The organism is Nonomuraea sp. NPDC049480 (genome assembly GCF_044465905.1).
In the GTDB taxonomy this organism is placed as follows: Bacteria; Actinomycetota; Actinomycetes; order Streptosporangiales; family Streptosporangiaceae; genus Nonomuraea.
Genome location: NZ_JBITMD010000008.1, coordinates 118,030 through 144,023, shown reverse-complemented (window position 1 = coordinate 144,023; position 25,994 = coordinate 118,030). Strand labels below are relative to the sequence as shown.

Genomic DNA, 25,994 nt, shown 5'->3' with positions numbered 1-25,994 from the left:
GTCAGATGGACGGCGGGGTCCAGTCGGCCGGGCGGTCGACGCCCTGGCGGGTCTTGGCCATGGTCGGCGCGGGCTTCAGGAACTGGTTGGGGTCGGCGCCGTACTTCTTGACCAATGTCGTCATCTCGCCGCCGGCGTACATCTTGCGGATCTCCTCGGAGAAGGCCTTCTCCAGCGCGGTGGCCTGCTTCGGCAGGTAGAAGGAGGTCATGTACGGCCGGAAGTAGTCGTATGCCGGATGTGCCTTGACCTCGTCGTCGGTGGGCGCTGCGAGGTACTGCGTCGCGATCTTCAGATCGGGGCGGGCCTGCTGCGCCGCGAGGATGATCAGCGGGTCGAGGAACCCGACGTCGATGCGGGCGGCGCCCAGGTCGTCCAGGACTCCGTTGCCGTCCGGGTAGGCGTGGAGCTTGGCGCCCGGCACCTGCTGGATGGACTTGACCCACACATATCCCTCGACCGTGCCGAGGTTGAGTCCCTCCAGGTCGTTGACGGTCTGGTACGTCTTGCCCGAGCGCACCGCCATGGCCGGAGGCGAGTAGTACGGCGGGTCGGTGAACAGGCCGGACTTCTGGCGCTCAGCGGTCCAGGCGACGCCGCCCACGGTCATGTCGTAGCGGCGTGACTGGACCCCGGCGAGCATGCCTGCGAAGTCCGTGACCTCGACCTTGACCGTGAGCTTCAGCCGTTTGGCGATCGTGTTGACGATGTCGGCGTCGAGGCCGGTCATGCCGTCGCCCTGCTTGTCGGTGTAGGGGGCGTACGGCTGGATCGCCACGGTCAGCACGCCGGGCTCGATGGTGCCGAGGGGGTTGGCCTCGGTCGTCGCCGGCTGCTCGGCGGAGGTGGCGGTGGAGGCGCAGGACGTGGCCAGGAACATGGCGGCTAGCCCGGCGACCAGTCTCGCCAGACGCGGACGAGGTACTCGAGAGGTCCACATGAGGCTTTCACCCTTCGCGGGGGGAGATGGGGGGTTGTAGATCGCCGGCGCCGCTCGTTCGAATCGCAGGTCGACTGGTCGGCGACTCCTGGTTGTTGGGTGAACACTAGGTGGCTGTAGCCTCCACGTCATTGGCCGACTGATACGAATCGTCACGATATTTCGCAAGTATCGTCGTATGATCCGTACAGGTCCGTTCGGATCCGCGGGGGGAGGCGCCGATGCTGACGCCGTTGATCGCCCAGGAGATCGCCCGGGAAACCAGCACGATCATCGGATTTAACGTGCTTATTACCGACAGAGAGGGCATGGTCATCGGGAGCGGGGACACCGCGCGCCTGGGAACCTTTCACGAGGCGTCGGTCGGGGTCATGCACACCCTGCGCCCGGCGAGCCACGGCCCCGAGGCCGCCAGGGGGCTCATCGGCGTGCAACCGGGCATCACGCTGCCGATCCTGCTGAACGGCGAATCCGTCGGGACCGTCGGCATCACCGGGGACCCCGATCAGGTCGAGCGCTTCGGCCTGGTGGTACGCAACCAGACGGAGATCCTGCTCCGCGAGTCCCTGCTCCAGCGATCGCTGCTGCTGAGGGAGAGCGCCGTCGAGGACCTGCTGCGCGACCTGGCCCACTACGATCCGGAGGTCGCCGACCCTGACCTCATCGCGTTCAAGGCCCATGAGCTGGGGCACGACCTGCGGCTGCGCCGCTCCGTCGTGGTCATGGACATCGACGCCCCGGCACAGGAGATCCACTCGCCGTCGGAGCCCGGCACCCTGCGTTCGGCCATCCTGCGGGTGCTACGCCGTACGTTCCCCGACGCGCGGGATCTGCTCGGCAGCATCGCCTCGGGACGGTTCGTCGTCCTGCACCATCTCTCGGGGCCGTACGACGCGGATCCGCTCGCCGACCTGCTGACCAGATGCGAGCAGGTGGCCGACGATCTCATGCGGCCGCACGGGATCGGCTGCAGGATCGGCGTCGGCGGGGTCGCGTCTTCCGTCGCGCGACTCCACGACGCCTACCGGGACGCGGCCAACGCCCTCTACCTGGCCGATCGCCTGGGGCGCGGCGAACGCGTCACCCGCATCGCGGACGTACGCGTGCACGATCTGCTGACCACGGTGGCGCACGGGGCGCGGGCCAGGTTCGCGGAGGCGATGATCGGCCCGTTACGGCGGGAACCCGGGTGGGAGGTCACCAGGAGGACCATCACCGCCTGGTGCGAGTCGGGTTTCAACCTCGTGCGGGCGTCGAGCGCGCTGCATATCCACCGCAACACGCTGGTCTACCGCCTGGGCAAGATCGAGACGCTGCTCGGTCCGGGATTCAAGGACGCCAGGATCTGTCTCAGCCTCTACCTCGCCTGCCTCATCGACGAGCTCGAGGACCCCGCCCCGGACCGATGACCGGCCGCCTCTTCGGCATCCGGCGCCACGAAGCCGGACGGGGGCGACGGCGCGTCGCCGCGCCGTCGCCCGCGCGATCAGCTGTAGAAGTACTTGCTACCGCGGGGCACGGTGGTGTCCCGCTCGCCCCAGTAGGTCCTGACCGTGGCGCGGTAGTAGGTGTCCTCGTAAGCGGTGGCCAGGCTCCGGCACGTGGGACTCCCGGAGCTCGACGTGTCCCTCCAGGTGTGCGAGGGGCCTCCCCCGTTGACCGGAACCAGCGTCACCTCCACCCAGCGCGAGCCCTCGCCGGTGAACGCGTCGGCGCAGATGCTGTCCGTGCTGTCGTTGTAGGTGACGGTGCCGTCACCGACGTTCCAGGTGAACGAGGCGGCCGCGGCCGGCTGCGCGAGAGCGATGCTGGCCGCCGCCACGCCGATGCCCACCACTGCCGTCTTGATCAGTTTCTTCATCATTCCCCTTCAGGTTCGAGCGGATCATTCGCCGCTCGGTTCCCGATCTTGGGCCAACCGACCGTCATGACAAAAGGCCTGACACGGAGTATTCGCCGCTTGGACACCCAAACTTAGACATCAGACCATTGGGGGGACATTCACCGCACGTGATGGGTGGGGTGCGGTCGTCGGCGATCCGGCGAAGCCCTCCCGCCTCAGCACACCGGCGGCCCGCGCCCCGGCCGGCGAGGCCCCGACGATGACGATGCGACCGTCGTCCCTCCCCCGGGCGGGCGGTCCGGCCTGCTCAGCGAAGTGCCGCGTCGCCGTCCAGTCGAGATGGATGGCCTGGACGGGGGCAGGCGGCGGCCGCGGCTCCCTCCTGCGTCCCTCCCTGCCTCTCACTGGGCCACTCACTGGGCCACGTACTGGGCCACGCACTGGCTAAGCTGCGCGCATGGCACGGATTCTCCTCCTGCACTCGATGTACGGCCTGCGGCCCGCCGTTCACCAGGCCGCCGACAGGTTGCGGACGGCCGGCCACGACGTGCACGTCCCCGACCTGTACGGCGGCCGGGTCGTCGACACCCCCGAAGCGGGCATCGCGATCAAGGAGGAGATCGGCCGGGATGAGCTGCTGAAGCGGGCCGTGGCCGCGGCCGCCCCGCTGTCCGCCGACGGCCGCCTCGTGTACGCGGGCTTCTCGCTGGGCGCGGCGCTCGCGCAGAACCTCGCTCTGGCCGACGAGCGGTCCGGCGGGCTGCTGCTGATGCACGGCACCTCCGACATGGCCGACGGTGTCGCGGCCGACGACCTGCCCGTCCAGCTCCACGTCGCCGACCCCGACACCTACGAGCCCGTCGACTGGCTCAACGCGTGGTACCTCAGGATGCGCCGGGCCCGCGCCGACGTGGAGGTCTTCCGCTATCCAGGGGTCGGCCACCTGTTCACCGACCCCGGCCTGCCGGACTACCACGCCGAGGCCGCCGAGCGAGCCTGGACGATCGCCCTGGACTTCCTGGCCGGCCTGTGATCCCGGGGACGACCGGAACCGTTCCCGGGCCGGCGTCTCATCCCAGCTCGGCCAGCAACGCCTCGATTCCGCCGGCGTCGGGCACGCGGAGGTCGGTATACAGATCCAGCGCCCGTTTGGCGTGATCGCGGGCCGGCTCGAAGCCGCCACGATCGCGATGAACGCGTGCCAGGCCCTCGTGGGCGCGTGCCTCCTCGGGACGGTTGCCCAGCTCGCGTGCGATGGAGAGGGCCTCGTTGTGGCGCGCCGCGGCTTGGCCGTGGTCGCCGAGGGATCGGGCGGCCTCCCCCAGTCCGTTGAGCGGCGCGGCTTCGTCGTTCCGGTTTCCCAGTTCGCGACAGAGCTCCAACGCCTGCCGGTGATGGTCGTGAGCTTGCTCGGGCCGGCCCTGCCGCTGGTAGACCTGGCCGAGGAGGTCGAGCACGCGGGCTTCGCCGTTCCGGCTTCTGAGCCGGCGATGCAACTCCAGGGCGCGGTGATGATGATCGAGGGCTTCGGTATAGCGTCCCTGCCGCTCGTGGCTGATGCCGAGGTTGCTCAGCGCGTAGGCTTCCCCGACGGGGTTGCCGATCTCGCGGCTGAGACCCAGGGCGTGCCTCAGATGGTGGTCCGCCCGCGCGTACTCTTGCTGCCTCAGGCACACGTTGCCGAGAGTGTTGTGCGCGCGGGACTGGCCGAGCAGGTCGCCGATCTCACGGCACAGGTCCAGAGCCGACCGGCAGGTCTCGGACGACTCCTCGTAACGGCCCTGCCGCCAGTACACCCACGCCAGATCGAGCAGCGCCGGCGCTTCGGCGGCCTTGTCACCGCGGCGGCGAGCGGCGTCGAGCGCCTTGGCGTGCAGCGTGATCCCGTCGGCGTGGTGGGCGTGGCCGTCGAGATAGGGATGCAGGGTGGTCGCCAGCTGGCCCGCGTGGATCGGCCATCCACCGTCAGCCGCGTGAGCGGCCGCGGCGACCAGGTTGACCCTTTCGGCGTCCAGCCACGCGGTCGCCTCGGCGTCGTCCCGGAACGGCACGGTCTCCACCTCCGTCTCCGGGATGGCGGGCCTGCGGAGCTTGCCGAACGGATAGAGCACGCCGATCGCCGCGACCGCTGTGGACCGGTAATGGTCGAGCAGCCGGGTGAGGGCGTCGTGCCGGGTGTCACTGGTCTCCTCCGCGGACGCGGTGGCGCGCGCATGCTCGCGAAGCAGGTCGTGGAACGTATAGCGGCCGGGCTCGTGCTGCACCAGGACATGGGCGTCCAGCAAGTCCTCCAGCAGCGTCTCGGCCTCGTCCACGGGGACTCCGGCCAGCGCGGCGGCGGCATAGGCATCGATGTCGCGTCCGGGATGCACGCCCAGCAGCCGGAACATGCGTTGCCGCTCGGCTTCCAGGTGCACGTAGGACAGCGTGAAGGCGGCCGCCACACCCCGGTCGGACGTGGACAGCTCGGCCAGCCGGCGACGTTCGTCGCGCAGCCGGTCGGCGAGATACCCGACGGTCCAGCGAGGGCGGTGACGAAGCCGTGCGGCGGCGATCCGCACGGCCAGGGGCAGGAACCCGCACAGTTGCAGCACGTCGAGGACCGCGGCCGGTTCGGCTTTCGCCCGCTCTCCCACGATCGACGTGAACAGCTCGACGCCGTCCTTGGCCATCAGCACATCCATGGACAACGCGTGGGCACCGTCCAGGTCGATCAGCCGGCGGCGGCTGGTGATCAGGACGAGGCTGGCGGAGGCCCCGGGCAGCAGGGGCCGCACATGCGCGGTGTCGGTGGCATTGTCCAGCACGATGACGGTCTTGCGCCCGGCGAGCTCGGCCCGCCACAGCGCCGCCCGTGCGGTGAGCGAGGCCGGTACGCGCTCGGCCGGCACCCCGAGCTGGCGCAGCAGCGTCTCCAGCGCGGCACCGGCCTCGACGGGCTCGTGTCCCGCGGTGTGCGCCTGCAGATCGACGAACAGTTGCCCATCGGGGTAACGGTCGGCGAGCCGATGCGCGGCGTGGACGACCAACGCCGTCTTGCCGATGCCCGCCATCCCGTCGATGGCCAGGATCGGCACGTCCGGCCGGTGCCCGGCGATCCGTTCGAGCTCGGTGATCCGCCCGGCGAAGTCCGGGACGTCGTACGGCAGGAAGTTCGCTCGCCGTGCGGGTTCTCCTGGCGCTGCCTCATCCCGCCGGTCGGCGGACGGCCGGATCTGCAGGTCCGGGTCGTCACGGAGGATGGCCTGCTCGAGCGCCACGAACGCCCGGCCGGGATCCAGCCCCTGCTGCTCCACCAGCGACTCGCGGAACGCCCTGGCCACCGATAACGCGTCGGCCTGCCGTCCCGCGCGATGCAGGGCGAGCATCAGCTGACCCGACAGCCGTTCCCGCAGCGGATATGCCGCCACGTGCGCTGACAGCTCGTCGATCAGCTCCTCGTGCCGGCCCGCCGACAGCTCGATGTCGGCCAGTCGCTCGATCGCGGACAGGCGCCGCTGTTCGAGCCTGGACCGGGCGCTTTCGACGTAGTCGGCGTTCACGTCCGCCAGCGGCTGGCCCCTCCACAGCGCCAACGCGTCGCGTATCCGCCGGACGGCGGCGTCCGGGTCGTCGTCCGCCTGGACGGCCGCCATCTGACCGGCGAACTCCTGCGTGTCAAGCCAAGGAGGGTCGATCGTGTATCCGCCCGCACGCGTCGCGAGCAGGCGCGCCGCCCCCGCCTCACGCAGGACCCGGCGGATCGCGGTGACCGCGGCCTGGATCTGCGCGCGGGCCGTGTCCGGCGGCGTCACACCCCACACCGCATCGATCAGCTGATCGGCGTTGAGCACCGTCCCGGCATGCAGCAGCAGATACGCCAGCACCGCCCGGTGGCGGGGAGCCAGACCGGTCAGTTCCCGGCCGTCGGCCGTGACCTGGACGGGTCCCAGGACAGCGAACCGTACGCCCAACCTCGCCTCCTTGCGACATATACGGACGTCCATAGGGGACGCATCGCGAATCTATCAACCCGGCTTCCGATGATGAGCACACAGCTCAGCAAGCCGAGAAAGGACATCGGATCATGGAAGCACGGATGAAGAACCCGGCGTACGTCCTCCCTGACACCATGAAGGGCATCCAGACCATCTACAAGGCCATCTACCAGGGCGGCGTCCCCCAGGAACTGCTGGAGATCATCGCGCTGCGCGCCAGCCAGATCAACGGGTGCAGCGCCTGCGTCCACGCACATGTACAGAACCTGAAGAAGTCCGGGGAGTCCGACGAGCGCGTGGGCAACGTGGCGGCCTGGCGCGAGGCGCCGTTCTACAGCGACGTCGAACGAGCCGCTCTGGAGCTCACCGAGGCCGTCACCCGGATCGCCGACAGGTCGGCGGACGCCGTGCCCGACCTGCTCTGGGACGAGGCCGCCGACCACTTCGACGAGAAGCAGCTCTCCGCGATCATCTTGACGATCTCCATGACGAACTTCTTCAATCGCATCAACGCCACCATCAAAGAGCCCGCCGGCGTTTCCTGGGCCTGACCGGTCCCAGGACCGTGGGCGCCGCAGGCCTGGCCGTCGGCCTGTTCGTGCCGATCACCTCCGGCCACCGACGGCGATGTACAGGACCCACTCGGGCACCCTCTGCCCACGACGGCCGGTCAGCGCGTGCGCCGCGCTGACCGGCAAGGAACGCACCTGCGGACACAGAGCGCTTCGGGCCCCGAGTGTCAGCAGGTGGACTGGTCTGTCGCCGCGCCCGTCTCGCAGGCCGACTGCTGGGCGCGGACACGGAGCCGGTCCAGCGTCGGAGCACTGGCTCCGGCGCTTTTCGTCTGCGCGCCGCCGCCACCGAGGAGCTGGGCGCCACGCTCCTCGTCGGCCAGCGGGGCGGTCAGCGGCGCGCCGGGCTTCTCCTCGATGAAGACTCCCTGGCCGATCGGGAGATGGACGGCCGCCTGGTAGGCCTGAGCCTCCTGTGCGGCGGGCCGCCGCCTGGCCCGGTCGAGGGCGCTGTCGACGTAGAAGAGGCCGCGCCCGGCCGCGCCGAGGGACGCGCGGAGCCCGTCGAGCGTCGTGCCGGTGGGCTGCTCGACCCTGAGCCGGATCTGGCCCGAGGCGTAGCCGCGTTTGAGTTTGCCCGCGTGGACCTTGTCGACCTTGACGACGACGCTGGCCCAGCGGATCGCCGCCTCCTCGCTGTCGTAGGGCACGACTCGCGGCGTGACCGAGTCGTCGCCCGAGGCGTAGGCGATGCCCGGCTCCACGCCGACGACCGTGCCCTCGACGAGCGCGGCGGCCGGGCGGAACGCGCCGGACGGCCTGGCGCCCGGGGTGATGTCGTCGAGGGAGTCGAAAAGGTACTCGCCGGTCCCGCTCTCGGTGCGGAGCTGGGACCAGAAGGAGGGGGGCGCCGGCTTCGCGGCCTGCGCCTGGGCGCAGCCCCCGAGGGCGGCGAAGGCGGCGACGGCTGTGAGGAGCTTGAGGTGTCTCATCGCCGGTCTCCTAGTAGCGGCCGTTGATGTGGGCGACGTCATGCGTGCCGTACTTGATGACAGTGTGGGCGCCGGTGCGCAGGCAGGAGCCGGACTCGGTCGAGTGGTCGAGGCCGATCGTGTGCCCGATCTCGTGGCAGGCCAGCGCCTGCCGCTGGGTGGTGCTCATCCAGTCGATGTCTCGCAGGTCGTAGCGGATCTCGTACTGGTCGCAGCGCCAGGCCTGGTTGCTGTCGGCCGGCGGGATGGTCTTGACGCACTTCGCGTAGGCGTACAGGTTGAAGCCGGTGCTGGAGCCGTCCCAGTCCAGGTCCCAGTGGTCGACGTAGTAGCGGTCGAACGACTCGACGTCGGTGCTCGGGTCGGGGGTGCTGTCGTAGGCCACGGTCATGTCGGTCTGGGAGTCCAGCTTCAGCATGGCGGCCTTGACCCCGCTCTTGGTGCGCGTCTCCAGCGACTCGGAGCTGTACCAGTGCTTGGCGTTGTCGGCGAAGGGGCAGCAGCCGTTCTCCGAGCCGAACCCGTTGGCACCGGCGGGAGAGGCGGTCATGGTGACAGCCGCCGCGAGGATGAGCGCCGGCAGTAATCTTCTGTAAGACATGTGATCCTAAATAGGGGACAACGGACGTCCGGATATCCTGCCCGCGAGTCACGCGCTGATCAAACGGACGTCACGCGCGCCAGGTCAGCCCTGGCCGTGGCGGCGCAGGCGCCGGTCTTCACCGCGGTGGCGTCTCAGCCGCGCTCGGACGGGGTCAGGAAGTCCTGGAGTTCGCGGTGCCGGAACTGGTAGGTGGCGCCGCTGACGCGCAGCAGCCGTGCCTCGCAGGCCCAGTCGAGGAAGGTCCACAGCCGCAGCGGAAGCTCCCCGCGCACGGCCGCGATGATCAAGCCGATCATGGTGCGGGACCAGGCGATCGCGCCGAAGGCGAGTCCGAACGTCACCCCGCCGACGACCGCGCACGCCAGCGACGCCAGGACGCCCTGATGCATGACGAACACGAGAAAGGCGGCGACGCCGCCGATGAGGCCGAAGGCCACGCCGATCAACGGGTTGCGGTGAAGGGCCTCTCGCGGATGGGCCAGCTCCGCGTCCTTGCTCCAGCCTCCCGTGGCCATCTTGAACACGACCCCGAGCGCGAAGGCCAGGGTGAAGGCCCCCATGACCTCCGCGGCCAGTGCGACCGGGCCCGCGCCGGCGAGGCGCAGCGGCGGCAGCCCGGTGAGGGCACCGCACAGTCCGAACCCCAGCAGGGTGACCGGCTCGGCGCGGACCGCCTCGAATACGGTCATGCGCTCGGCTCCCCTCCGCGCGGCGGCGGTCAATCCGATGACCGCTCCGAACACCGCCCCCCCGGCCGCCCCGGCGGCGATGGCGAAACCGGGACCGAAGACCCTGCCTCCGGTCAGCACGAGCCCGGCCAGGCCGCAGATCACGCCGATCGGGCTGCCCGCCAGGGCGCCGAGCAGACCGCCGATCACGCGCCGCCTGCGAGGGACGTTGGCCCGCCCGCCGGCGGCGGCCGGCCACGGTGACAACGACAGGCCGGTGGCGATGGCCACCCAGCCCCCCATGAGCGCCAAGGTCAGCCCCTCGCCGACGTCGAGCGAGTCGCGCAGGTCACCGGGGCGATCGACCGCCGACCCCGCCCAGAACGCCAGCATGGCGATGACGGCGAAGATCGCACAGCACAGGCCGTGCAACGCCCGCACCCGGCGCCGGCCGCCGATCGGCCACAGCAGGTGCGGGACGATGTCGATCGGCGTCAGACCGGGCGGCGGCCGATCCGTCCCGGCGGTGTGGGCGGCCTGCCAGCGCAGGTGGGAGGCCAGGCTCTCCAGCCAGGACCGCACCTGTTCCGGACGGTACGGAGTGGCGTGGGCGGCGCGCGGGGTGAGTTCGGTCGCCGCCGGGACGTACGCGTCGAGCAGCCTCCGGGCGATCCGCGCCGCCGCCACCCGCGGGTCCGGGTCCGGGTCGGCGAGGAGCAGCTCGGCCGGGTCGGCGCCGGACTCCACGGCGGTCACGGTCAGCAACAACCGCCAGGGGGTGGCCAGGGCGGTGTGAACCGCCGTTCCCGACGTTCCGGACAGTGCCGCATGGATACCGTCGCGATGGGTGTCGCAGGAATGGCCGTCCGGCCAGCGGGTGCGCAGGTACGCATTGATCTGTTCGATGGTCATGTCATGCAGATGGATCCGGGTGGCGTTGTCGAGCCCGGCGCGAGCTTCGGAAAGCTCGGTGTAGCGGCCGGCTCGGCAGGTCACGACGACCGCCCCCGGCCGCCGCCCGGAAAGGTCGCTGTACCGGTTGAGCTCGGTCAGCAGGCCGATCGCCCGGCGGGGCGCCCCCATGGACGGCTCGGGGTCCAGTTCGTCCAGCCCGTCCAGCACCGGCAGCACCTGGCGGTCCCGCACCAGCCGCTCGGCGTCCCTGGCCGCGAGCCCGAAGTCCTGCACCAGTTGTTCGGCCAGCCATGGTTCGAACGGGCTTCCCAGGGTCCATCGTGCGGCGTTCAGGCGCACCGGCACCATCGGCCGGTGGCCGGGCCGTCCGCCCCCGGTCAGGAGGGGCTCCAGCAGTTGCAGTACCAGTTCGATGGCGAGCACCGTCTTGCCCGCTCCTGACTCGCCCACGACCAGCAGGCGCTGCGGGTGCAGACCGCCGAAGAACTCGCCGATCGAGTGCAGGTCGTCGCCGGCGTCGTCCTCGTGGCGGTTCGGGTCGGCGTGCGGCCCGAAGGAGACCGGCGCGATGCTGTAGCCGCCGAGCAGCCCTTTACGCGCCCTGTCCTCCTCCCTGGCCACTCGCCGCGCCAGGAGATCGACGGCATGGTCCAGCTCGAAAGGACCGGTGGTCTCCGCAGGAGTCGCCGCGACCGCCGCCGGAGGCTCCGGCGTGACCGTCTCGGACGCTCGCCGCTCGTTGTCGGATGGTGTACGCGTGTCCGACCCGGCCAAGGCGGTCCTGGCCGCCCGCCAGCGTTCGAGCTCACCGGGAATCAGCTCGGCCGGATAGTCGCGGTAACGGAGGCAGGCGGTGACGAAGGCCTTCACGAAATCCCACCGCGGCAGCCTGTCGGTCTGCCGGAGAACATGCGAGGTCGTGCTCTTGGGCAGCGCGTCGATCGTGACTCCGTCCGAGGTCACCGTCTGGCCGCCGAGAGACCGCAGCCTGCTCAGGGACGGCTCGCCCGCCCACTGTTTGAGACGGACCAGCGACAGGACGAAGTCCGCGGCGCTTTCGGACTCGGTGGGATCGGGCGGGCGGGGGTGGTTCGCGGTCATCCTCGCCTCGTCCTCACCAGCGACCACTCGAACCTGGCCTTGTCCCGTCGGGGCCACCGGCCGTCCATGCAGGTGCCTGCAAGCGTCTGGACATGACGTGACTCCATCAGGAAGTTGCGCGCCTCATCGGACTCCACCAATTCCCGGCCGACCGCGATGGGAACGAAACCATGCCGGGGAATGTAGACCCATCGGCCGCGGTCCCAGTCATAGGGATCGAACCAGTGGTGGCGGACCGTGCCGGACACGCGCACCTCCGCTCCGGTCCGGGTCAGGACGAACGACCCCTGCGAGCGCAGCAGGCTCATCCTGCTGACGTAGAAGAGCTCCGTACCGATGAACGCGTTGATCCGCGCGTCCCAGTAATCGTGCAGCCAGGTGGAGGCGCCGTCGCGCAACAACCGGGCCTCTCGCGCAAGCTGCCGTTCGAAGCGGCGCTGGTTCTTGCGCTCGGCCTTCTTGATCGCTTTGAACGAGCGCAGCCAGCGCAGTGACATCGTCCTGGAGGCACCGGCGCCGTCCATGAAGTGTTCCAGGAAATCCGAGGCCATCGGGTGGATCTCCCGGCCGCCGGCGACGATCGAGCGGAACAGCGCGGCAAGTTCCGGGACGGGCTTGCCCGTCCGCCGCCGGAACCCTCGAAGGAACATTCTTGGTTCGTCCGTCCGTCAGCGGGATCCGTCTCACCGGCCAATGCAGATGACTATGGGCATACTTCCTGATACTCCTCTCCCTCGACGTAGCGCTCCCACTCGGCCCGGGTGAAGGAACGGCCCGCGTTGGCGCAGGTCGCGGCGACGGGATCGGCGGTCAGCGCGACGTTCCACAGCCGCACCGTCCCATCGCCGTTCACGGCGGCGATGGTGTTTCCGTCCGGACTGTACGCGACCCCTTGCACGTCCTCCGTGGGACCGGTCAGCGGGGGTCCGATCTGACGGTGGGTCTCCAGATCCCACACCCGCACAGTGCTGTCCGTGGAGCCGGTGGCGAGGGTCTTCCTGTCGGGGCTGAACACGATCGCGGTGATGAGGCTGGTGTGACCGGTCAGGGCGGCTCCGATCTGACGGCGGCTCGCCACGTCCCACAGCCGTACGCTGCCGTCGTCGGCTGTGGTGGCGAGGGTCTTGCCGTCGGGGCTGAACTCCAACTTGTCGAAGGAGTTTCCGTCCACGGCATTGGGCAGCGGAGCACCGATCTGGCGGCGGCCGGCCACGTCGAAGAACCGTACGGAACGGTCGCGGCCCCCAGCGGCCAGGATGGCGCCGTCCGGGCTGAACGTCACCACTTCCCAGGGGTTGGTCGCGCCGGGGACGCTGATGCGGGGCCCGATCTCGCGGCGGCTCGCGACATCCCAGACTCCGAGCTCACGACTCTTCCGCTCGACGACGGCGAGAAGCCTGCCGTCGGGGCTCAACTCCACATCGTTCCAGTCGCCCTCGTCCACATAGGCGGGAGAGCCGAGTTGCCGGCGGGTGGCGGTGTCCCACAGCCGCACGGTGACGTCGCTGCCCTCCGTGATGAGGGTCCTCCCATCGCGGCTGAATCTGATCGCGTAGTAGACGTGCTTGACGCGGGACGACGGGGCGCTCGGAGGTGGCAGGAGGCGACCGACCTCACGTTGGGTGGCCACGTCCCAGAGCCGGGCCGCGCGAGCGGCGGCACTGGAATCGGCGTCACTGCGACCGGAACCGGGACCGGGGGCGGCCAGGATCTTCCCGTCCGGGCTGAAAGCGACGTCGGAGATGGCCGGCATCGCCGTGCCGACCTGCCGGTGCGCCACCGGATCCCACAACCACACGTTGCCGGAGCTGTCGCTGGTCGCGAGAAGCCGCCCGTCCGGGCTGTACGCCACTTTTTCGACGAACAACCGCCTGTCGGGGAGCGCCGGGCCGACCGGCCGGCGGCTGGCGACGTCCCACAGCCGGGTGTAGCCGTCGCCTTTGGCGGCGGCGATCCTCGTCCCGTCCGGGCTGAAGGCCAGGTCGTCGAACTCGCGGGCGTCGCCGGGCACCCGCATGGCGCCGCCGATCTGCTCGTGGGTGGCGAGGCTCCACAGCCGGGCGGTCCCGTCCATGGCCGCGGTCGCCAGAGTCGTCCCGTCTGGACTGAGGGATATGTCATGGATGTCATTGGTATGTCCGGTGAACGCTTTCCCGATCTGACGCTGCGTGGCGGTGTCCCAGAGCCGCGCGGTGTCGTCGGATCCGGCGGTGATCAGGCGTTCACCGTCCGGGGTGAAGGCCACCGCGTTGACGGACCTGCGGCCGCTGAGATGCTCGGGACGGCCGATGGTGTCTCCGATCTGGTGGCGGCCGGCCACGTCCCACAGCTGGACGATCGCCTCGTAGCCCCCGATCGCGAGAGTCTTCCCGTCCGGACTGAACGCCATCGCCCACACCTGGGCGCCGATGTCCAGCGGGTGGCCCATCGGCCGGCGAGTGGGCACGTCCCAGAACTGGACACTCATGAAGCACCCCGTGGCCAGGACCTTTCCATCGGCGCTCAAGGCCGCGTGGAAATCCACGACGCAATTCTGGTCCGGATGGACGATCGGGGCGCCGAGCTGGCGGCGTGACGCCGTGTCCCACAGCCGCACGACGCCGTCGTTGTCCGCGGTGACGATCATCGAGCCGTCAGGGCTGAACATCAGCTCGACGACTTTCTCGGAGTGCGCGCGGAAGACCCCCCGGTCCGCATTCGCCGCCAGGTCGAGCATGCGGTGACGGGCCTCGGAAGTGGGCGCGATCCGCCACGCCGTCACAGCCTGCAGCGCGGAGATCACCGGGTTGTCGGCGACCTGGCTCTCCGCAGAAAGCTCGCGCGAGACCGCCAGTTTGCGCTGCTGGACGGCGTCGTCCGTCGCGTTGACGGCGACGCCGGCGGCGACGAGGGCGAGCGCCGCCAGCACCGTGAGACCGGACATGACGAGCGCGCGGAGGCGGCCCGCCCGCCGGGCGGCCCGGGTCGACGCCGCGACGAAGCCCGCCACGGTGGGGCCCGGCGGCGGGAAGCTGCCGGGGTCGCGGTCCCAGCGGCCCTGGCTGTCCTGGACCGCGAGAAGCCGGGCGCCCCGGTAGAGGAACGCGGGGTCGCGATGGTTCTCGGCCCACTCCGCGGCGTCCTCGACGAGCCGGTCGTACACCCCCTGCGCGGTCAGGTCGGGTTCGAGCCACTGCCGGAGGGCGGGCCAGGCGGTCAGCAGCGCGTCGTGGGCGATCTCGACGCTGTCCTCGTGCAGCGTGAGCAACCGGTGGCCGGCGAACGCGGAGAGCAGCGCCTGCACGCGGTCGCGCCGCTCCGCCGAGTCCGCGGACGCGGCGGCGTGGATCTCGGTCAGCGTCGCCCTGCGCCGCGCCACCCGCCCGCCCGCGGTGATCAAGGTCATCCGCCGGAAGAGCCTGAACGCGATCTTGCGGTCCTCCGGCGCCAGCCGCCCGAGGACCTCGTCGGCCGTACGCCGCACGGAATCGCGGACCCGTCCGGAATCCTCGTACCCCCGGATGGTGAGCCTGCCGTTCTCGCGCCTCTCCCAGGTGTTGAGCAGAGCCTGCGAGAGCAAGGGCAAGGCGCCGGCCACATACCCGCGGTCGGCGGCCAGCTCCGCCAGGATGATCTCCACGAGCCCGGGTTCGATCTCCAGCCCCACCGCGGCCGCGGGGCCGGTGATGGCCAGCCGGAGATCCGACTCCGTCATCGGCTCGACGATGACCTGGCCGTCCTGGATGGCCTCGGCGAACTGCGGATAGGCCGCGCACCGGTCCCAGTAGTCCGCACGCACACCGACGATCACTCCGGCGCCCCGCGGGCCTTCGGTCAGGGCGTGCAGAGCCCTCACGAACTCCTGGCGCTCCTGCTCGTCGGCCACCAGAAGGAACAGTTCCTCGAACTGATCGACCACCAGCACGAGACGGTCGTCCTGCGAGAGAGGGCCGGGCACCATTCGCCGCGGATCGTCCCGCAGTTGCTCCTGCACCGTTTCGACGCGCCCGCCGAACACCTCCGTCCACTTTTCGGCAAGTGCCCGCAACGGCCTCGATGTCGGCGTGATGAGCAGGCGCGGCCAGCGCTGCGATCCGGCGACCGGTAACAAACCCTTCGCCAGCGCCGGCATCAGCCCCGCCCGTAACAGCGACGACTTGCCCACACCCGAGGCGCCCGAGACCAGCAGGATGGACCCGTGCTCGTCCAGGCGCGGGCCCAGGCGCTCGAGAAGACTGTGCGTCGCCCGCGCGCGTCCGAAGTAGAACTCGGTCTTGTCTGTCTCGAACGGAGCAAGGCCTTGGTAGGGGCACACCTCATCTGAATGGCCGGACGGCAGCGGGACACCGCGGCTCCGGGGCGGCTGCCGGAGAGCCGTCGGCACTTGTGCCCGCGGCCGGCGGTGGCCGCGCCCGTCACCCTCACCCATGGCCCTCATTCTGGCCAATCGCGGCGATGCCGATCAATCGAGATCATCACGAATCGCGATCATCCGGCGCCCCTTCAGGCCGTCCAATTCCGTTCGCTTTCGTCCGACCGGTGGTCTGAACAGCCGGGACGCGCCTTTGATGTACCTGCGGATCTCACTGGCCAGGGGGCGACGAGAACGGGGGTGTCGACCGGCCATGATCACCAGGAACAGACTCTCGACGGGCTCCCTGAAGTACGCGCCCGCAGGCGGCCGCCTTGCGCGCCACTGCTGAGCACCCGGAGGAGCACACGTCAATGAACATCGACTACGTTCACGCCGCCTCCCCTCTGGCGGACGTCATGGAGTGGCCCGACGCCGAGTTGCCCTTGGGAACGCTGCTGCGCAGGTGGCGGGAGCGGGCGTTGCTGACTCAGGAGCAACTGGCCAGTGGGGCCGGCCTGAACGTCCGGACCGTTCGCCGGTTGGAGAACAGCGGGCTTCAGCAACCCCGCGTCACGTCGATCCTGCTGCTGGCGGAGGCGTTGGGGCTGGACGGGGAAGAGCGCGCGACGCTGGCCGCCGTCGCCCGCGGCCCGTCGGCTTGCCCTGAACGCGATGATCCGGCAGGCACACCGGCGGCACCGGTGACCGTTCCGCGGCAGTTACCGGCCGGTGTGGCGGCGTTCGTCGGCCGGGAGCGTGAACTGGCGGCCTTGGAGGATCACGGGAACGCGAACACGGTGACCGTCGCCGCGATTGACGGCATGGCCGGAGCCGGCAAGACGGCGCTGGCCCTTCATGCCGCCCATCGGCTCACACCCCGGTTTCCCGACGGGCAGCTGTTCGTGAACCTCCACGGCCATACCCAGGGAATGACACCGGTCGATCCGCGCGACGCGCTGGCCCGCGTTCTCAGAGCACTCGGCGTCCCCGGCGAGCGCGTCCCCGAGCATGTCGACGACCGCGCCGCGCTGTACCGCAGCGTGGTGGCCGACCGCAAGGTCCTGATCGTGCTGGACAACGCCGCCGATGAAGACCAGGTCCGCCCACTGCTGCCCGCCGGTCCGGGCTGCCGGCTGATCGTCACCAGCCGGCGCCGGCTGATCGGCCTCGACGACACCCGTACCTTGTCGTTGGACGTCCTGCCGCTGGAGGAGGCGGTCGCCCTGTTCACCCGTACGGTCGGGCAAGAGCATGTCACGGACGCACCGGCGGGTGTCCTGACGGAGACCGTGGAGCGGTGCGGGCTGCTCCCGCTCGCCATCCGCATCGCCGCCGTCCGGCTTCAGGCGCGTCCCACCTGGAGCATGAGACATCTGCTCGACCGGTTGAACGATGATCGGCTGGCCGAGTTGACGGCCGGGCGGCACAGCGTCACCGCCGCCCTGGACCTTTCCTATCAGCGGCTTTCCGAGGACCAACGGCGTGTGTATCGGCGGCTGGGCTCGCTCGTCGGCTCCGAGTTCGGCGTTGACGAGGCCGCCGCCGTGCAGGACACGACCGTGGTGCGGGCCAGGCGGGAGCTGGACCAACTGCTGGACGTCCATCTCCTGCAAGAGCCCGCCCCCTCCCGGTACCGGTTCCACGATCTGGTCCGCGACCATGTCTCGGCGCTGCTGCACCGGACGCGGGGCGATGCCGCGAGCGCGCATCCTGCTTGACCGCCGGCCACGCCCCGTCGGCCTCGGCGATCAGCCCGACGACCAGCACGTGGTCGCCGACCTCCGCCTGCTCGTACGGCAGGCAGATCAGGTGCGCCGAGACGTCCTGCAACAGCGGCGCGCCCAGCGGCCCCGGCCGCCGGCGGGTGGGCTCGGCGAACCGGTCGATGCTCTTGCGCGCGAACCGCGCCGCCAGTTCGGCCTGGTCGCCGGCCAGGATGTTGACCGCGAAGTGGTCGGCGGCGCTGAGCTGGGACCAGGTTGCCGAGGAACGGTTCACGTAGAAGGAGACCAGGGGCGGTTCGAGGCTGACCGAGGAGAAGGAGGTGGCGGTGAGCCCGACGGGGATGCCGTCGCTCTGCGCGGTGATGACCACGAGAGAGTTCCTCACGGGAGAAGGCCTGCTCACGCGGCGCCTCGAAGCCGCTCACCGCACTCGGAGAGCGGCTGAGCGGATCGTCAGAGGGCGGCCGCGGCTCCGGGGACGACCAGGTGCATCGTGCTCTGGGGATGGTAGACGGCGAGCTGCCTGACTCGGCCGGTCTCCACGTTCACCGCGTAGGTGATCTGGCGGTTCTCGTCCCATTGCCTGGACGGGGTGGTGACGAGTGTGACCTCGGCCGCGTTCAACCAGGCGCCGAGAGTGAGCATGTGGCTGCCCCTCGGCAGGCCGCGCATGGTCGCCGTCTTCTTGACCTTGCCGGTCTTGGCGTCGAGCACGGTGATCGTGTCGTCCTGCGTGTTCGCGACCTCGCCCCGCCGCAGCGCGGCCACTCCCGTGCCGTCGGGGGCGAGCGCGCTGAAGCGGGTGTACGCGTCGCCCAGCGTGACGGGTGAACCGCCTCCGGTCAGGGGCATCATCCAGATCCCCGGCCTCTGCCCGTACCCGTACCGGGCCAAGGTCACGGCCGTGCCGTCGATGCTCCTGGGATCCCATCCGACCGGCAGGGGCAGCGTGGTCCTCGCTCGCATGTCGATGATCAGGCCGTCCTCCTTTCTCGACGGATAGCCGGTGAAGGCCAGGTACCGTCCGTCCTCGGAGAGCTCCAGGCGCGCGTTCCCGCCCAGCCTGGCTTCCGCGATGGCGACGGGCGCGGCCTGCTCGGCACCGCTTGCCAGGTCGCGCACCTTGAACGTCCCGGCCACCCGGCTGTAGTAGGCGATCATGCGCCCGTCGCGGCCGATCGCCAGCGGGTAGAACTCCGGTCCGCTCTTCGTGCCCAGCGCCTGCGGCACGCGGTACGTCTCGCCGAGGCGGGTGACCACGCGCCACTCGCCGTTCCCGCAGTCGGGCGGGACGAGGCCGCCGAGGCGGCAGAAGGTCCGGTAGGCGTGGCTGAGCGGCCCGACACCCCGGCCGGGCAGATCGGCGATCCTGCCGGTCTCCGACGCGACGACGGGCTTGTCGGCCGGCAGCAACCCGGTGCCGGGGAACACGCCCAGCGCGACGCCGGCCAGCACCACCACCCCCATCGCGGCAGCCGCCCCGGCGGCCATGCGGATCCGCCGTCTGCGCCTGCTGCCCGCGATGGCCCAATCGGCCAGGTTGATGGCCGGGGCGTCGCCCGCCAGATCGTCCAGCGCCTCGCGCAGTCTGGTCATCGGCGCACCTCCTCGATCTCGGAGAACAACTGAGACAGCTCGGGCGCGAGCACGCGCAGGCGGCCCAGCGCGTGGTGTGTCTGGCTCTTGACGGTGCCGAGCGAACAACCGAGGATCTCAGCGGTCTCCCGCTCGCTGAGATCCTCGTAGAAGCGCAGGACGATCACGGCGCGCTGCCGCGGCGTCAACCGGGCGAGCGCGTCGCGCAAGACGATGCGATCGATCGTGGCGTCGTCGTGAACGTGCCCGCGCTCCGGCGGGTCGGCGCTGGGAGACTCCAGCTGTTTACGCCTCCGCCACGAGATGTACTGGTTGATCATGGCCTTGCGCGTGTACGCCTCAGGGATGCCGCGGCGGACCAGTCTGGGCCAGTGGTTGGCGACCTTGAGCAGGACGCTCTGCATCAGGTCCTCGGCGAGGTGCGCGTCTCCCGTGAGCAGGTACGCGCTCCGCATCAGTGCCTGCTGACGAGCGAGCACGAACTCGCGGAAGCCGTCATGACGATCCAAGGTGATGGTCTCCTCTCGCCGGTTCTCACGCCCGCGAGAGGCAGAAAAGTTGGAACCCTGGCGAAAAGCCTGTACCAGCCCACGTGGCACTGAGCGCCCGAACCGCTGCAAGCCGAGGTCAATCCCCGCGCAAGGCGCCGCCCTTAACGTCGGAGCGTGTCCAAACGACTGGTTCTCGGCGGCACCGCCCTCGCGGCGGCCGCAGCACTGACGCTCGCCTCCGCCTCCGCCTCCGCATCCGCCGCCTCTGTCGCTGCCGCTCCTGCCGCGGCCGGAGCTCCCGCACCCGGCAAAGTGGCGAACAAGCTGTTGCGCGCCTGGCTGGCCGCCGACCGCACGGCCGCCGCGAAGGTGGCCACCCCCTCCGCGGTGAACACGATCTTCACCTACGTCTACCGCGCGCCCGACCGCTTCGACGGCTGCTCCGGCAATGTGTGCCGGTTCGTCCATACCAGCGTGCGTGTGCCCGGCGGGCTCAACGGCATCGCGATGGTCGTGACCGGCTCTAAGGTCACCAAGGTCTACCTGTCACGGCACATGGTCAAGCCGTCCACCGTGGCCGGACACCTCTTCGCCGCCTGGAAGCGCGGCGACAGGTACAGCGGTCTCGAGGTCGGCAGCGTGGGCGCGGTGAAGACGCTGTTCAAGGTGAAATACGACCCGCGGGGCGTCACCTACCACTTCCAGGGCTGCGGCAAGGAGCCGAAGGGCTACTCCTGCGCCTACTCCTACGAAGGCGGCGCGATGCTGATGCACGTTCGCGGCTCCAAGACCACCGGCTTCGAGGTCCGCTCGATCACCTACATCGCCGACTGACGACCGGCCCTTCCGGTCGCGGTTCAGCGGGGCACGAAACCGCGGTAGACGACGCGCCGCCGCTGGAGCACCGGCCACTGCCGGTCCCTGATGCCGCTCAGCACGAGGGCGGCCACCGAACCGGTGAGTACGCTGCCGACGAGGATGCTCATGACGAGCATGAAGGCGATTTCCATGACGCTCCCAATCGCAAGAAGTTCAATTCTGAACTTGTTGGGCTTGAACAGCGTCATCCCTCACTTCATTCCGAGGAGGCCACAGCAACAAGGGGCGCACGAGGATGCGCAGGTGATCGGCGGTCGGGGACCGCACTGGACGGACGTCCCTGCCGGCCGGTAACCGGCGACCGTCGCTCAGGAGCCCCGTACCAGTAGGCCGTCGAGCACGGTCTCGACGCTCGTCCGCAGCTCCTCGGCCGCCTCCTCTTGCCCCGCGAGCTGCCGGAGCAGGCCCTGCTGGAACAGCCCGTCGAAGATCGCGTACGCCACCCCGGGCCCCACGCTCAGCGGCGCCCCCGACAGTTCGGCGAACTGGCTGACGATCCGCCAGATCATCCGCTCCAGGCTCTGGTCGATCTCCAGCACGTCGGCCCGGAACGACTCCTCGAACAGGCTCTGGTTGCGCAGGTCGTACCAGAGCCGGTGCATCGCCGCCTCCTCGCGCAGCGTCGTGGCCAGGGTCGCGGCGAAGCCGTGCCTGAGCTCCTCGGCGGTGCCGGCCGTGGCGACCGTCTGGTCGTAGCGGGTCACGCACTCCGCTTTGTACTGCCGCACGCAGTAGGTGATCAGATCGACCTTGTCGCGGAAGTAGTAATGCAGCACACCATGGGAGAACTCGGAGTTCTGCGCGATCTCGCGCAGACTCGTGCGGGCGTAGCCCAGCTCCGCGAGCGTGCGCAGCGCCGAGGCCGCGAGCTGCGCACGCCGCTCGGCGAACTTGTCGACCTGCCGCCGCGCGATCCGCTCCTCGGCGCTTTCGGAGCCCTGCTTGCCCGAGCCGTGCTTGCTGGAGCTCCGCCCGTCCGCGGCCTTGTCCGCGACCCGCTTGTCCGCGACCTGCGTCACCGTGAGCCTTCCCGTCGGCCCTGCGCCCGCACCCCGCGAGCGCGCTCCAGTCTAACGCCCGCCGGCGCCGGCATCTTGACGATCGCCCAAGAGTCTTTTGACGACTGTCCAGGAAAGTCTTGACGACTGTCCAAACGTGGTTACGCTGTGCCCTACGTCACAGCGCCGGGATGCGGGCGGTGAGGCGGGCGGCACCCCCGCCGCCGAGCTCGAGGAGGAGACCCCCATGAGTGTGTACGACCTGACCGGCCGCAAAGCGCTGGTGACGGGCGGGGCGCGCGGCCTGGGCGCCGGGATGGCCGAGGCACTGGCCCGCGCCGGCGCGGCCGTCGTCGTCGGCGACATCCGGGAGGACACCGGCAAGGCCACCGCGGACGCGCTCCAGCGGTCCGGCGCCACGGCCGCGTTCGTCCCCCTGGACGTGACGGACGAGGCGAGCTGGGAGTCGGCCGTCACGGCGACGATCGGCGAGCTGGGCGGGCTCGACATCCTCGTCAACAACGCCGGCATCGAGATCTCCAGCCTGGTCGCCGACCTCGACCCGGCCGACGTCCGGCGCATGCTGGAGGTGAACGTGCTCGGGGTCGCGCTCGGCCTCAAGCACGCCTTCCGGGCGATGCGGCCGGGCGGCCCGGCGGGCGCCGGCGGCGCGGTCGTCAACATCTCCTCCGTGGCCGCGACGTTCCCGTTCCCCGGCATCGCCGGCTACGCCGCCACCAAGTCGGCGGTCGACCGGCTGACCCGGGTGGCGGCGCTGGAGTCGGGCAAGCTCGGCTACGGCGTCCGCGTCAACTGCGTCTACCCGGGACTGGTCCCCACCGAGATGGGCGCCAGGCTCGCCGAGGACATGGCCACCCTCGGCCTGTGGCCGAGCGCCGAGGCCGCCGTGGGCGACGTCATCGGCCTCACCCCGCTCGGCCGGCTCGGCGAGGTCTCCGACATGGCCGACGCCGTGGTGTTCCTGGCCTCCGACGCCGCCCGCTTCATCACCGGCGCCGGCCTGCCGGTCGACGGCGGCATGGGCATGTGAACCGACCTTCCCCGAACCCTGAAAGGCCCCGCCATGAGCACCAGCAAGCCCGTCGTCGTCTACGGCGCCTCCGGCTACACCGGCCGGCTCGTCTGTGAATACCTGCGTGAGCTGAACGTCCCCTTCATCGCCGCCGGACGCGACAAGGCGCGCGTCAAGGAGGTGCTCGACCGGGTCCCCGGCATCGACACCGTGGACCACGAGATCGTCGAGGTCGAGCATGAGGTGTCGGCGCTGACCGAGCTGTTCCGCGGCGCGAAGGTGGTCAGCAACATGGTGGGCCCGTTCATCAAGTACGGGCCCGAGGTCGTCGAGGCGAGCCTCGCGGCCGGCTGCCACTACCTCGACACCACCGGCGAGCAGGACTGGGTCCTCGACGCGCAGGCCCGCTGGGGTGCGGCGTACGCCGAGCGCGGCCTGCTCCTGTCGCCGGGCGTCGCCCAGATGTACACGACCGGCGAGATCGCGGCCAACCTCTGCTTGGAGACCCCCGGCCTCGACACGCTCGACATCCTCGTGTTGTGGAAGGGCTTCCCGACCTACGCCTCCACCCAGACGATCTTCACCATCCTCAAGGCCGACTGGCACTACCTGGAGCAGAACGAGTACCGCCGGTGGGACCCGAAGACCACCTTCGAGGTCGCCGTACCCGGGCAGCACGAGACCGCACTGGCCCTGCCATGGGGCGGCACCAGCCACCCGGTGTGGTTCAAGGACGACCCGCGCGTGGCGACCTGCAAGGTCGCCGGCGGCGTGTTCGACCGGACGGTCATGCAGGGGGTCGTCGAGACGGTGAAGCTGGTCGAGGACCAGATCAAGACCCTCCCGCTCGACCAGCAGGACGCCGCGCTGGCCGAGGTCGCCGCCTCGGTGCAGGCGGGCATGCCGCCCAGGGAGAATCCGCGCGTCAACGTCTCGGTGGACTCCGTCCACGCCTCCGGGCCGCTGGGCCGCGCCCACTGCGTGATCTACGGCAACTGCAACTACAAGCAGACCGGGCTGCTGCAGGCGTTCTCCGCGTATTCGCTGCTGCAGCAGGCTCCGCACCGTACCGGCCTGGCCTCGGCCTGCCAGGCGTTCGGCCACCGGCAGTTGCTCGGCGCGCTCAAGAGCTTCGGCCTGGTGCGCGAGCCGATCCTGACCGTCCACGGCTGAGCGCCCATGCGTCTCACCGACTATCTCGACAAGGGCGCGTCCCTCGGCACGGACGCGCCCTGCCTGACCATGAACGGCCGCACGCTCACGTACGGCGAGGTCCAGGAACTGTCCTGGCGGGTCGCGCGGGCGCTGGCCGGCTCCGGGGTGCGCCCCGGCGACAAGGTGGCCATCCTGTCGGCGAACGACCCCGTCGCGTTCTCCTGCGTGTTCGGCATCGCGCGGGCGGGCGCGGTGTGGTGCCCGATCAACCCGCGTAACGAGGCGGCGGAGAACCGGGAGCTGCTGGACCTGTTCGACTGCGTCTGCCTCGTCTACCAGGAGGCGTTCGCGCCGCTCGTGGAACGGATCCTGCCCGAGCTGCCACAGCTCAAGACGGTGGTGTGCCTCGACGGGCCGGCCCCTGCGGCCGTGTCGTTCGAAGAGTGGCTGACCGGACCGGCCGCCGAACCGTCACCGCCCTCCGGCGACCTCGCCATGATCGTCGGAACCGGCGGCACCACGGGCCGTCCCAAGGGCGTGATGCTGACCGGCCGCAACCTGGAGACCATGTCGGCGCTCACGCTGATGAGCTACCCGTTCAGCGGGCGGCCGGTGTATCTCGCCCTCGCCCCGCTCACCCACGCGGCCGGCGTGCTCTGCTTCCCGATCATGACGCTGGGCGGCGAGATCGTCATCATGCCCGCCCCAGATCTCGCCGAATTCCTGACTCTGATCGAGCGGCACCGCGTCACCCACACCTTCCTGCCGCCGACGCTCATCTACATGCTCCTCGCCCACCCGGCCCTGGCCTCCGCCGACCTGTCGTCGTTGCGCTGCTTCTGGTACGGCGCGGCGCCCATGTCCGCCGCACGCCTGGAGGAGGCGCTGGACCGGATCGGCCCAGTGATGGCGCAACTCTTCGGCCAGACCGAGGCGCCCATGATGATCTCCACCATGGCGCCGGCGGACCACTTCCACGCCGGCGGCTCCCCCGCCCGCGAACGCTTCTCCTCCGCCGGCAGGCCGACCCCCCTCGTCACCGTCGCGATCATGGACGACGAGGGGCGGCTGCTGCCGCCGGGCGACCGCGGCGAGATCGTCGTGCGCGGCTCCCTGGTCATGGCCGGCTACCACAAGAACCCCGTGGCCACCCGCGAGGCCTCCCGCCACGGCTGGCACCACACGGGGGACATCGGCTACCTGGACTCCTCCGGTTACCTCTTCATCGTCGACCGCGCCAAAGACATGATCATCACGGGCGGCTTCAACGTCTACTCCGCCGAAGTCGAGCAGGCCCTCATGGCCCACCCCGCCGTACGCGACTGCGCGGTCATCGGCTTGCCCGACGACAAGTGGGGCGAACGGGTCACCGCGATCGTGCAGCTCCACCCCGGACGCACGGTGGCGGCGGACGAGGTCCGCGCCTTCGTCAAGGACCGGGTCGGCGGCGTCAAGGCGCCCAAGCAGATCGAGGTCTGGCCCGACCTGCCCCGTTCGAAGGTGGGCAAGATCCTCAAGAACGAGATCAAGTCCCGCATGCTCTCTGCCGCCGGCGACACCCCCGCCGTGGACGGTTGACCGGCCGCTATTCCGTGCCCATCATGTGGCTCTCCCAGGCCCAAGCCGCGATCTCCACCCGGCTGCGTACGCCGAGCTTGGTCAGGATGCACGACACGTGTCCCTTGACCGTGCTCAGCGAGATGAACAGCTCGTCGGCGATCTCCTGGTTGGCGCGTCCGCGGGCGACCGCCTGGACGATCTGGATCTCCCGTGCGGTCAGGGGCTGCACGGGCGCGCGGCCCTCGGTGCGGGCTCCGGGGCCGGCGAGCCGGCGCAGCAACCGCAACGTGATCGAGGGCGAGATGAGCGCGTCCCCCGCGTACGCGGCCCGCACGGCCTCGACCAGCAGGCTCGGGCCCGCGTCCTTCAGCACGAACCCGGCCGCGCCGCAGCGCAGCGCGGCGTAGACGTACTCGTCCAGGTCGAACGTGGTGACCATGACCACCCGGGGCGGGGCCGCGGCCAGCGCGCGGGCGACCTCGATCCCGTCGAGGCGGGGCATCTGGATGTCCACGAGGCATACGTCCGGCTGCGTCGTGCGGGCCTGCTCGATCGCCTCGACGCCGTCGCATGCCTCGGCGACCACGGTGATGTCGGGCTGGTCCTCGAGAATGATCCGCAGGCTGGCGCGGATCATCGCCTGGTCGTCGGCCAGCAGCACCCGGATGGTCAT

At 70.2% G+C, this 25,994-nt stretch carries 21 protein-coding genes and 1 pseudogene; 8 read left to right on the top strand and 14 right to left on the bottom strand.

Annotated features, from left to right (window positions below; all coding sequences use genetic code 11):
- Nucleotide 1: 1 nt before the first annotated feature.
- Nucleotides 2–880, bottom strand: a complete 879-nt coding sequence (locus ACIBX3_RS24080) for a substrate-binding periplasmic protein (protein ID WP_397120505.1) — start codon at nt 878–880, stop codon at nt 2–4.
- A 281-nt stretch (nt 881–1,161) separates the two neighbouring features.
- On the opposite strand from ACIBX3_RS24080, the gene ACIBX3_RS24075 reads away from it, so the two are divergent.
- On the top strand, nt 1,162–2,349 hold the full coding sequence (locus ACIBX3_RS24075) for a CdaR family transcriptional regulator (protein ID WP_397120503.1): 1,188 nt from the start codon (nt 1,162–1,164) through the stop codon (nt 2,347–2,349).
- A gap of 77 nt (nt 2,350–2,426) precedes the next feature.
- On the opposite strand, the gene ACIBX3_RS24070 is transcribed toward ACIBX3_RS24075, so the two are convergent.
- Nucleotides 2,427–2,804 (bottom strand): hypothetical protein, encoded by a 378-nt coding sequence (locus tag ACIBX3_RS24070; protein WP_397120501.1) that lies wholly within the window; start codon nt 2,802–2,804, stop codon nt 2,427–2,429.
- Nucleotides 2,805–3,240: 436 nt separating this feature from the next.
- On the opposite strand from ACIBX3_RS24070, the gene ACIBX3_RS24065 reads away from it, so the two are divergent.
- A complete protein-coding gene (locus ACIBX3_RS24065) occupies nt 3,241–3,816 on the top strand; it encodes a dienelactone hydrolase family protein (RefSeq protein WP_397120499.1) in 576 nt (191 codons plus the stop codon).
- A gap of 37 nt (nt 3,817–3,853) precedes the next feature.
- Here the strand turns inward: ACIBX3_RS24065 and ACIBX3_RS24060 are convergent, their stop codons facing one another.
- Complete coding sequence (locus tag ACIBX3_RS24060) at nt 3,854–6,736, bottom strand: tetratricopeptide repeat protein (protein WP_397120497.1); 2,883 nt, start codon at nt 6,734–6,736, stop codon at nt 3,854–3,856.
- 113 nt (nt 6,737–6,849) lie between these two features.
- On the opposite strand from ACIBX3_RS24060, the gene ACIBX3_RS24055 reads away from it, so the two are divergent.
- A complete protein-coding gene (locus ACIBX3_RS24055; protein ID WP_397120495.1) occupies nt 6,850–7,311 on the top strand; it encodes a carboxymuconolactone decarboxylase family protein in 462 nt (153 codons plus the stop codon).
- Nucleotides 7,312–7,499: 188 nt separating this feature from the next.
- On the opposite strand, the gene ACIBX3_RS24050 is transcribed toward ACIBX3_RS24055, so the two are convergent.
- The 5 genes from ACIBX3_RS24050 to ACIBX3_RS24030 all read right to left on the bottom strand — a co-directional run bounded on the left by ACIBX3_RS24050 (nt 7,500) and on the right by ACIBX3_RS24030 (nt 15,960).
- Entirely contained in the window at nt 7,500–8,264 is a 765-nt protein-coding gene (locus ACIBX3_RS24050; RefSeq protein ID WP_397120493.1) for a hypothetical protein, read from the bottom strand.
- Between the two features lie 10 nt (nt 8,265–8,274).
- Nucleotides 8,275–8,865, bottom strand: a complete 591-nt coding sequence (locus tag ACIBX3_RS24045) for a matrixin family metalloprotease (RefSeq protein WP_397120491.1) — start codon at nt 8,863–8,865, stop codon at nt 8,275–8,277.
- A gap of 134 nt (nt 8,866–8,999) precedes the next feature.
- Nucleotides 9,000–11,552, bottom strand: a complete 2,553-nt coding sequence (locus ACIBX3_RS24040) for an NACHT domain-containing protein (protein ID WP_397120489.1) — start codon at nt 11,550–11,552, stop codon at nt 9,000–9,002.
- Nucleotides 11,549–12,202, bottom strand: coding sequence for a hypothetical protein (locus ACIBX3_RS24035; RefSeq protein WP_397120487.1), 654 nt, complete (start codon nt 12,200–12,202; stop codon nt 11,549–11,551). The genes ACIBX3_RS24040 and ACIBX3_RS24035 overlap by 4 nt, the downstream gene beginning before the upstream one ends.
- 53 nt (nt 12,203–12,255) lie before the next feature.
- A complete protein-coding gene (locus ACIBX3_RS24030) occupies nt 12,256–15,960 on the bottom strand; it encodes an AAA family ATPase (protein ID WP_397120485.1) in 3,705 nt (1,234 codons plus the stop codon).
- Between the two features lie 296 nt (nt 15,961–16,256).
- Here ACIBX3_RS24030 and ACIBX3_RS24025 point away from each other — a divergent pair, with 296 nt between their 5' ends.
- A complete protein-coding gene (locus ACIBX3_RS24025) occupies nt 16,257–17,603 on the top strand; it encodes an ATP-binding protein (protein ID WP_397120483.1) in 1,347 nt (448 codons plus the stop codon).
- Nucleotides 17,604–17,682: 79 nt separating this feature from the next.
- Here the strand turns inward: ACIBX3_RS24025 and ACIBX3_RS24020 are convergent.
- From ACIBX3_RS24020 to ACIBX3_RS24010, 3 genes and pseudogenes are all read right to left on the bottom strand, one after another.
- A pseudogene (locus ACIBX3_RS24020) lies at nt 17,683–17,979 on the bottom strand (flavin reductase family protein); the annotation flags it as partial.
- An 83-nt stretch (nt 17,980–18,062) separates the two neighbouring features.
- A complete protein-coding gene (locus ACIBX3_RS24015) occupies nt 18,063–19,205 on the bottom strand; it encodes a hypothetical protein (RefSeq protein WP_397120481.1) in 1,143 nt (380 codons plus the stop codon).
- Nucleotides 19,202–19,714, bottom strand: coding sequence for a SigE family RNA polymerase sigma factor (locus tag ACIBX3_RS24010; RefSeq protein ID WP_397120479.1), 513 nt, complete (start codon nt 19,712–19,714; stop codon nt 19,202–19,204). The genes ACIBX3_RS24015 and ACIBX3_RS24010 overlap by 4 nt, the downstream gene beginning before the upstream one ends.
- A gap of 156 nt (nt 19,715–19,870) precedes the next feature.
- Here ACIBX3_RS24010 and ACIBX3_RS24005 point away from each other — a divergent pair, with 156 nt between their 5' ends.
- Nucleotides 19,871–20,530: a hypothetical protein gene (locus ACIBX3_RS24005; protein ID WP_397120477.1), complete on the top strand. Its 660-nt coding sequence runs from the start codon at nt 19,871–19,873 to the stop codon at nt 20,528–20,530.
- Nucleotides 20,531–20,553: 23 nt separating this feature from the next.
- Here the strand turns inward: ACIBX3_RS24005 and ACIBX3_RS24000 are convergent, their stop codons facing one another.
- Together ACIBX3_RS24000 and ACIBX3_RS23995 are read right to left on the bottom strand one after the other, a co-directional pair.
- A complete protein-coding gene (locus ACIBX3_RS24000; RefSeq protein ID WP_397120475.1) occupies nt 20,554–20,763 on the bottom strand; it encodes a hypothetical protein in 210 nt (69 codons plus the stop codon).
- A 120-nt stretch (nt 20,764–20,883) separates the two neighbouring features.
- Nucleotides 20,884–21,594, bottom strand: coding sequence for a TetR/AcrR family transcriptional regulator (locus ACIBX3_RS23995; RefSeq protein WP_397120473.1), 711 nt, complete (start codon nt 21,592–21,594; stop codon nt 20,884–20,886).
- A gap of 226 nt (nt 21,595–21,820) precedes the next feature.
- On the opposite strand from ACIBX3_RS23995, the gene ACIBX3_RS23990 reads away from it, so the two are divergent.
- The 3 genes from ACIBX3_RS23990 to ACIBX3_RS23980 are packed head-to-tail and all read left to right on the top strand — an operon-like array spanning nt 21,821 to nt 25,339.
- The gene (locus ACIBX3_RS23990; RefSeq protein WP_397120471.1) at nt 21,821–22,624 is read left to right on the top strand and encodes an SDR family NAD(P)-dependent oxidoreductase; all 804 of its coding nucleotides are present in this window, start codon (nt 21,821–21,823) and stop codon (nt 22,622–22,624) included.
- Between the two features lie 33 nt (nt 22,625–22,657).
- Nucleotides 22,658–23,779, top strand: coding sequence for a DUF5938 domain-containing protein (locus tag ACIBX3_RS23985; RefSeq protein WP_397120469.1), 1,122 nt, complete (start codon nt 22,658–22,660; stop codon nt 23,777–23,779).
- Between the two features lie 6 nt (nt 23,780–23,785).
- Nucleotides 23,786–25,339, top strand: coding sequence for a long-chain fatty acid--CoA ligase (locus ACIBX3_RS23980; protein ID WP_397120467.1), 1,554 nt, complete (start codon nt 23,786–23,788; stop codon nt 25,337–25,339).
- Nucleotides 25,340–25,346: 7 nt separating this feature from the next.
- Here ACIBX3_RS23980 and ACIBX3_RS23975 read toward each other — a convergent pair whose 3' ends face one another.
- Complete coding sequence (locus ACIBX3_RS23975; RefSeq protein ID WP_397120465.1) at nt 25,347–25,994, bottom strand: response regulator; 648 nt, start codon at nt 25,992–25,994, stop codon at nt 25,347–25,349.

Excerpts from the sequence above, each read along its gene's own strand:
- ACIBX3_RS24035 (WP_397120487.1), bottom strand. The coding sequence starts at position 12,202 with ATGTTCCTTCGAGGGTTCCGGCGGCGGACGGGCAAGCCCGTCCCGGAA.
- ACIBX3_RS24025 (WP_397120483.1), top strand. The coding sequence starts at position 16,257 with ATGAACATCGACTACGTTCACGCCGCCTCCCCTCTGGCGGACGTCATG.
- ACIBX3_RS24030 (WP_397120485.1), bottom strand. The coding sequence starts at position 15,960 with ATGGGTGAGGGTGACGGGCGCGGCCACCGCCGGCCGCGGGCACAAGTG.
- ACIBX3_RS23985 (WP_397120469.1), top strand. The coding sequence starts at position 22,658 with ATGAGCACCAGCAAGCCCGTCGTCGTCTACGGCGCCTCCGGCTACACC.
- ACIBX3_RS24070 (WP_397120501.1), bottom strand. The coding sequence starts at position 2,804 with ATGATGAAGAAACTGATCAAGACGGCAGTGGTGGGCATCGGCGTGGCG.
- ACIBX3_RS24080 (WP_397120505.1), bottom strand. The coding sequence starts at position 880 with ATGTTCCTGGCCACGTCCTGCGCCTCCACCGCCACCTCCGCCGAGCAG.
- ACIBX3_RS23990 (WP_397120471.1), top strand. The coding sequence starts at position 21,821 with ATGAGTGTGTACGACCTGACCGGCCGCAAAGCGCTGGTGACGGGCGGG.
- ACIBX3_RS24055 (WP_397120495.1), top strand. The coding sequence starts at position 6,850 with ATGGAAGCACGGATGAAGAACCCGGCGTACGTCCTCCCTGACACCATG.
- ACIBX3_RS23980 (WP_397120467.1), top strand. The coding sequence starts at position 23,786 with ATGCGTCTCACCGACTATCTCGACAAGGGCGCGTCCCTCGGCACGGAC.
- ACIBX3_RS24040 (WP_397120489.1), bottom strand. The coding sequence starts at position 11,552 with ATGACCGCGAACCACCCCCGCCCGCCCGATCCCACCGAGTCCGAAAGC.
- ACIBX3_RS24075 (WP_397120503.1), top strand. The coding sequence starts at position 1,162 with ATGCTGACGCCGTTGATCGCCCAGGAGATCGCCCGGGAAACCAGCACG.
- ACIBX3_RS23975 (WP_397120465.1), bottom strand. The coding sequence starts at position 25,994 with ATGACCATCCGGGTGCTGCTGGCCGACGACCAGGCGATGATCCGCGCC.
- ACIBX3_RS24050 (WP_397120493.1), bottom strand. The coding sequence starts at position 8,264 with ATGAGACACCTCAAGCTCCTCACAGCCGTCGCCGCCTTCGCCGCCCTC.
- ACIBX3_RS24065 (WP_397120499.1), top strand. The coding sequence starts at position 3,241 with ATGGCACGGATTCTCCTCCTGCACTCGATGTACGGCCTGCGGCCCGCC.
- ACIBX3_RS24000 (WP_397120475.1), bottom strand. The coding sequence starts at position 20,763 with ATGACGCTGTTCAAGCCCAACAAGTTCAGAATTGAACTTCTTGCGATT.
- ACIBX3_RS24015 (WP_397120481.1), bottom strand. The coding sequence starts at position 19,205 with ATGACCAGACTGCGCGAGGCGCTGGACGATCTGGCGGGCGACGCCCCG.
- ACIBX3_RS24045 (WP_397120491.1), bottom strand. The coding sequence starts at position 8,865 with ATGTCTTACAGAAGATTACTGCCGGCGCTCATCCTCGCGGCGGCTGTC.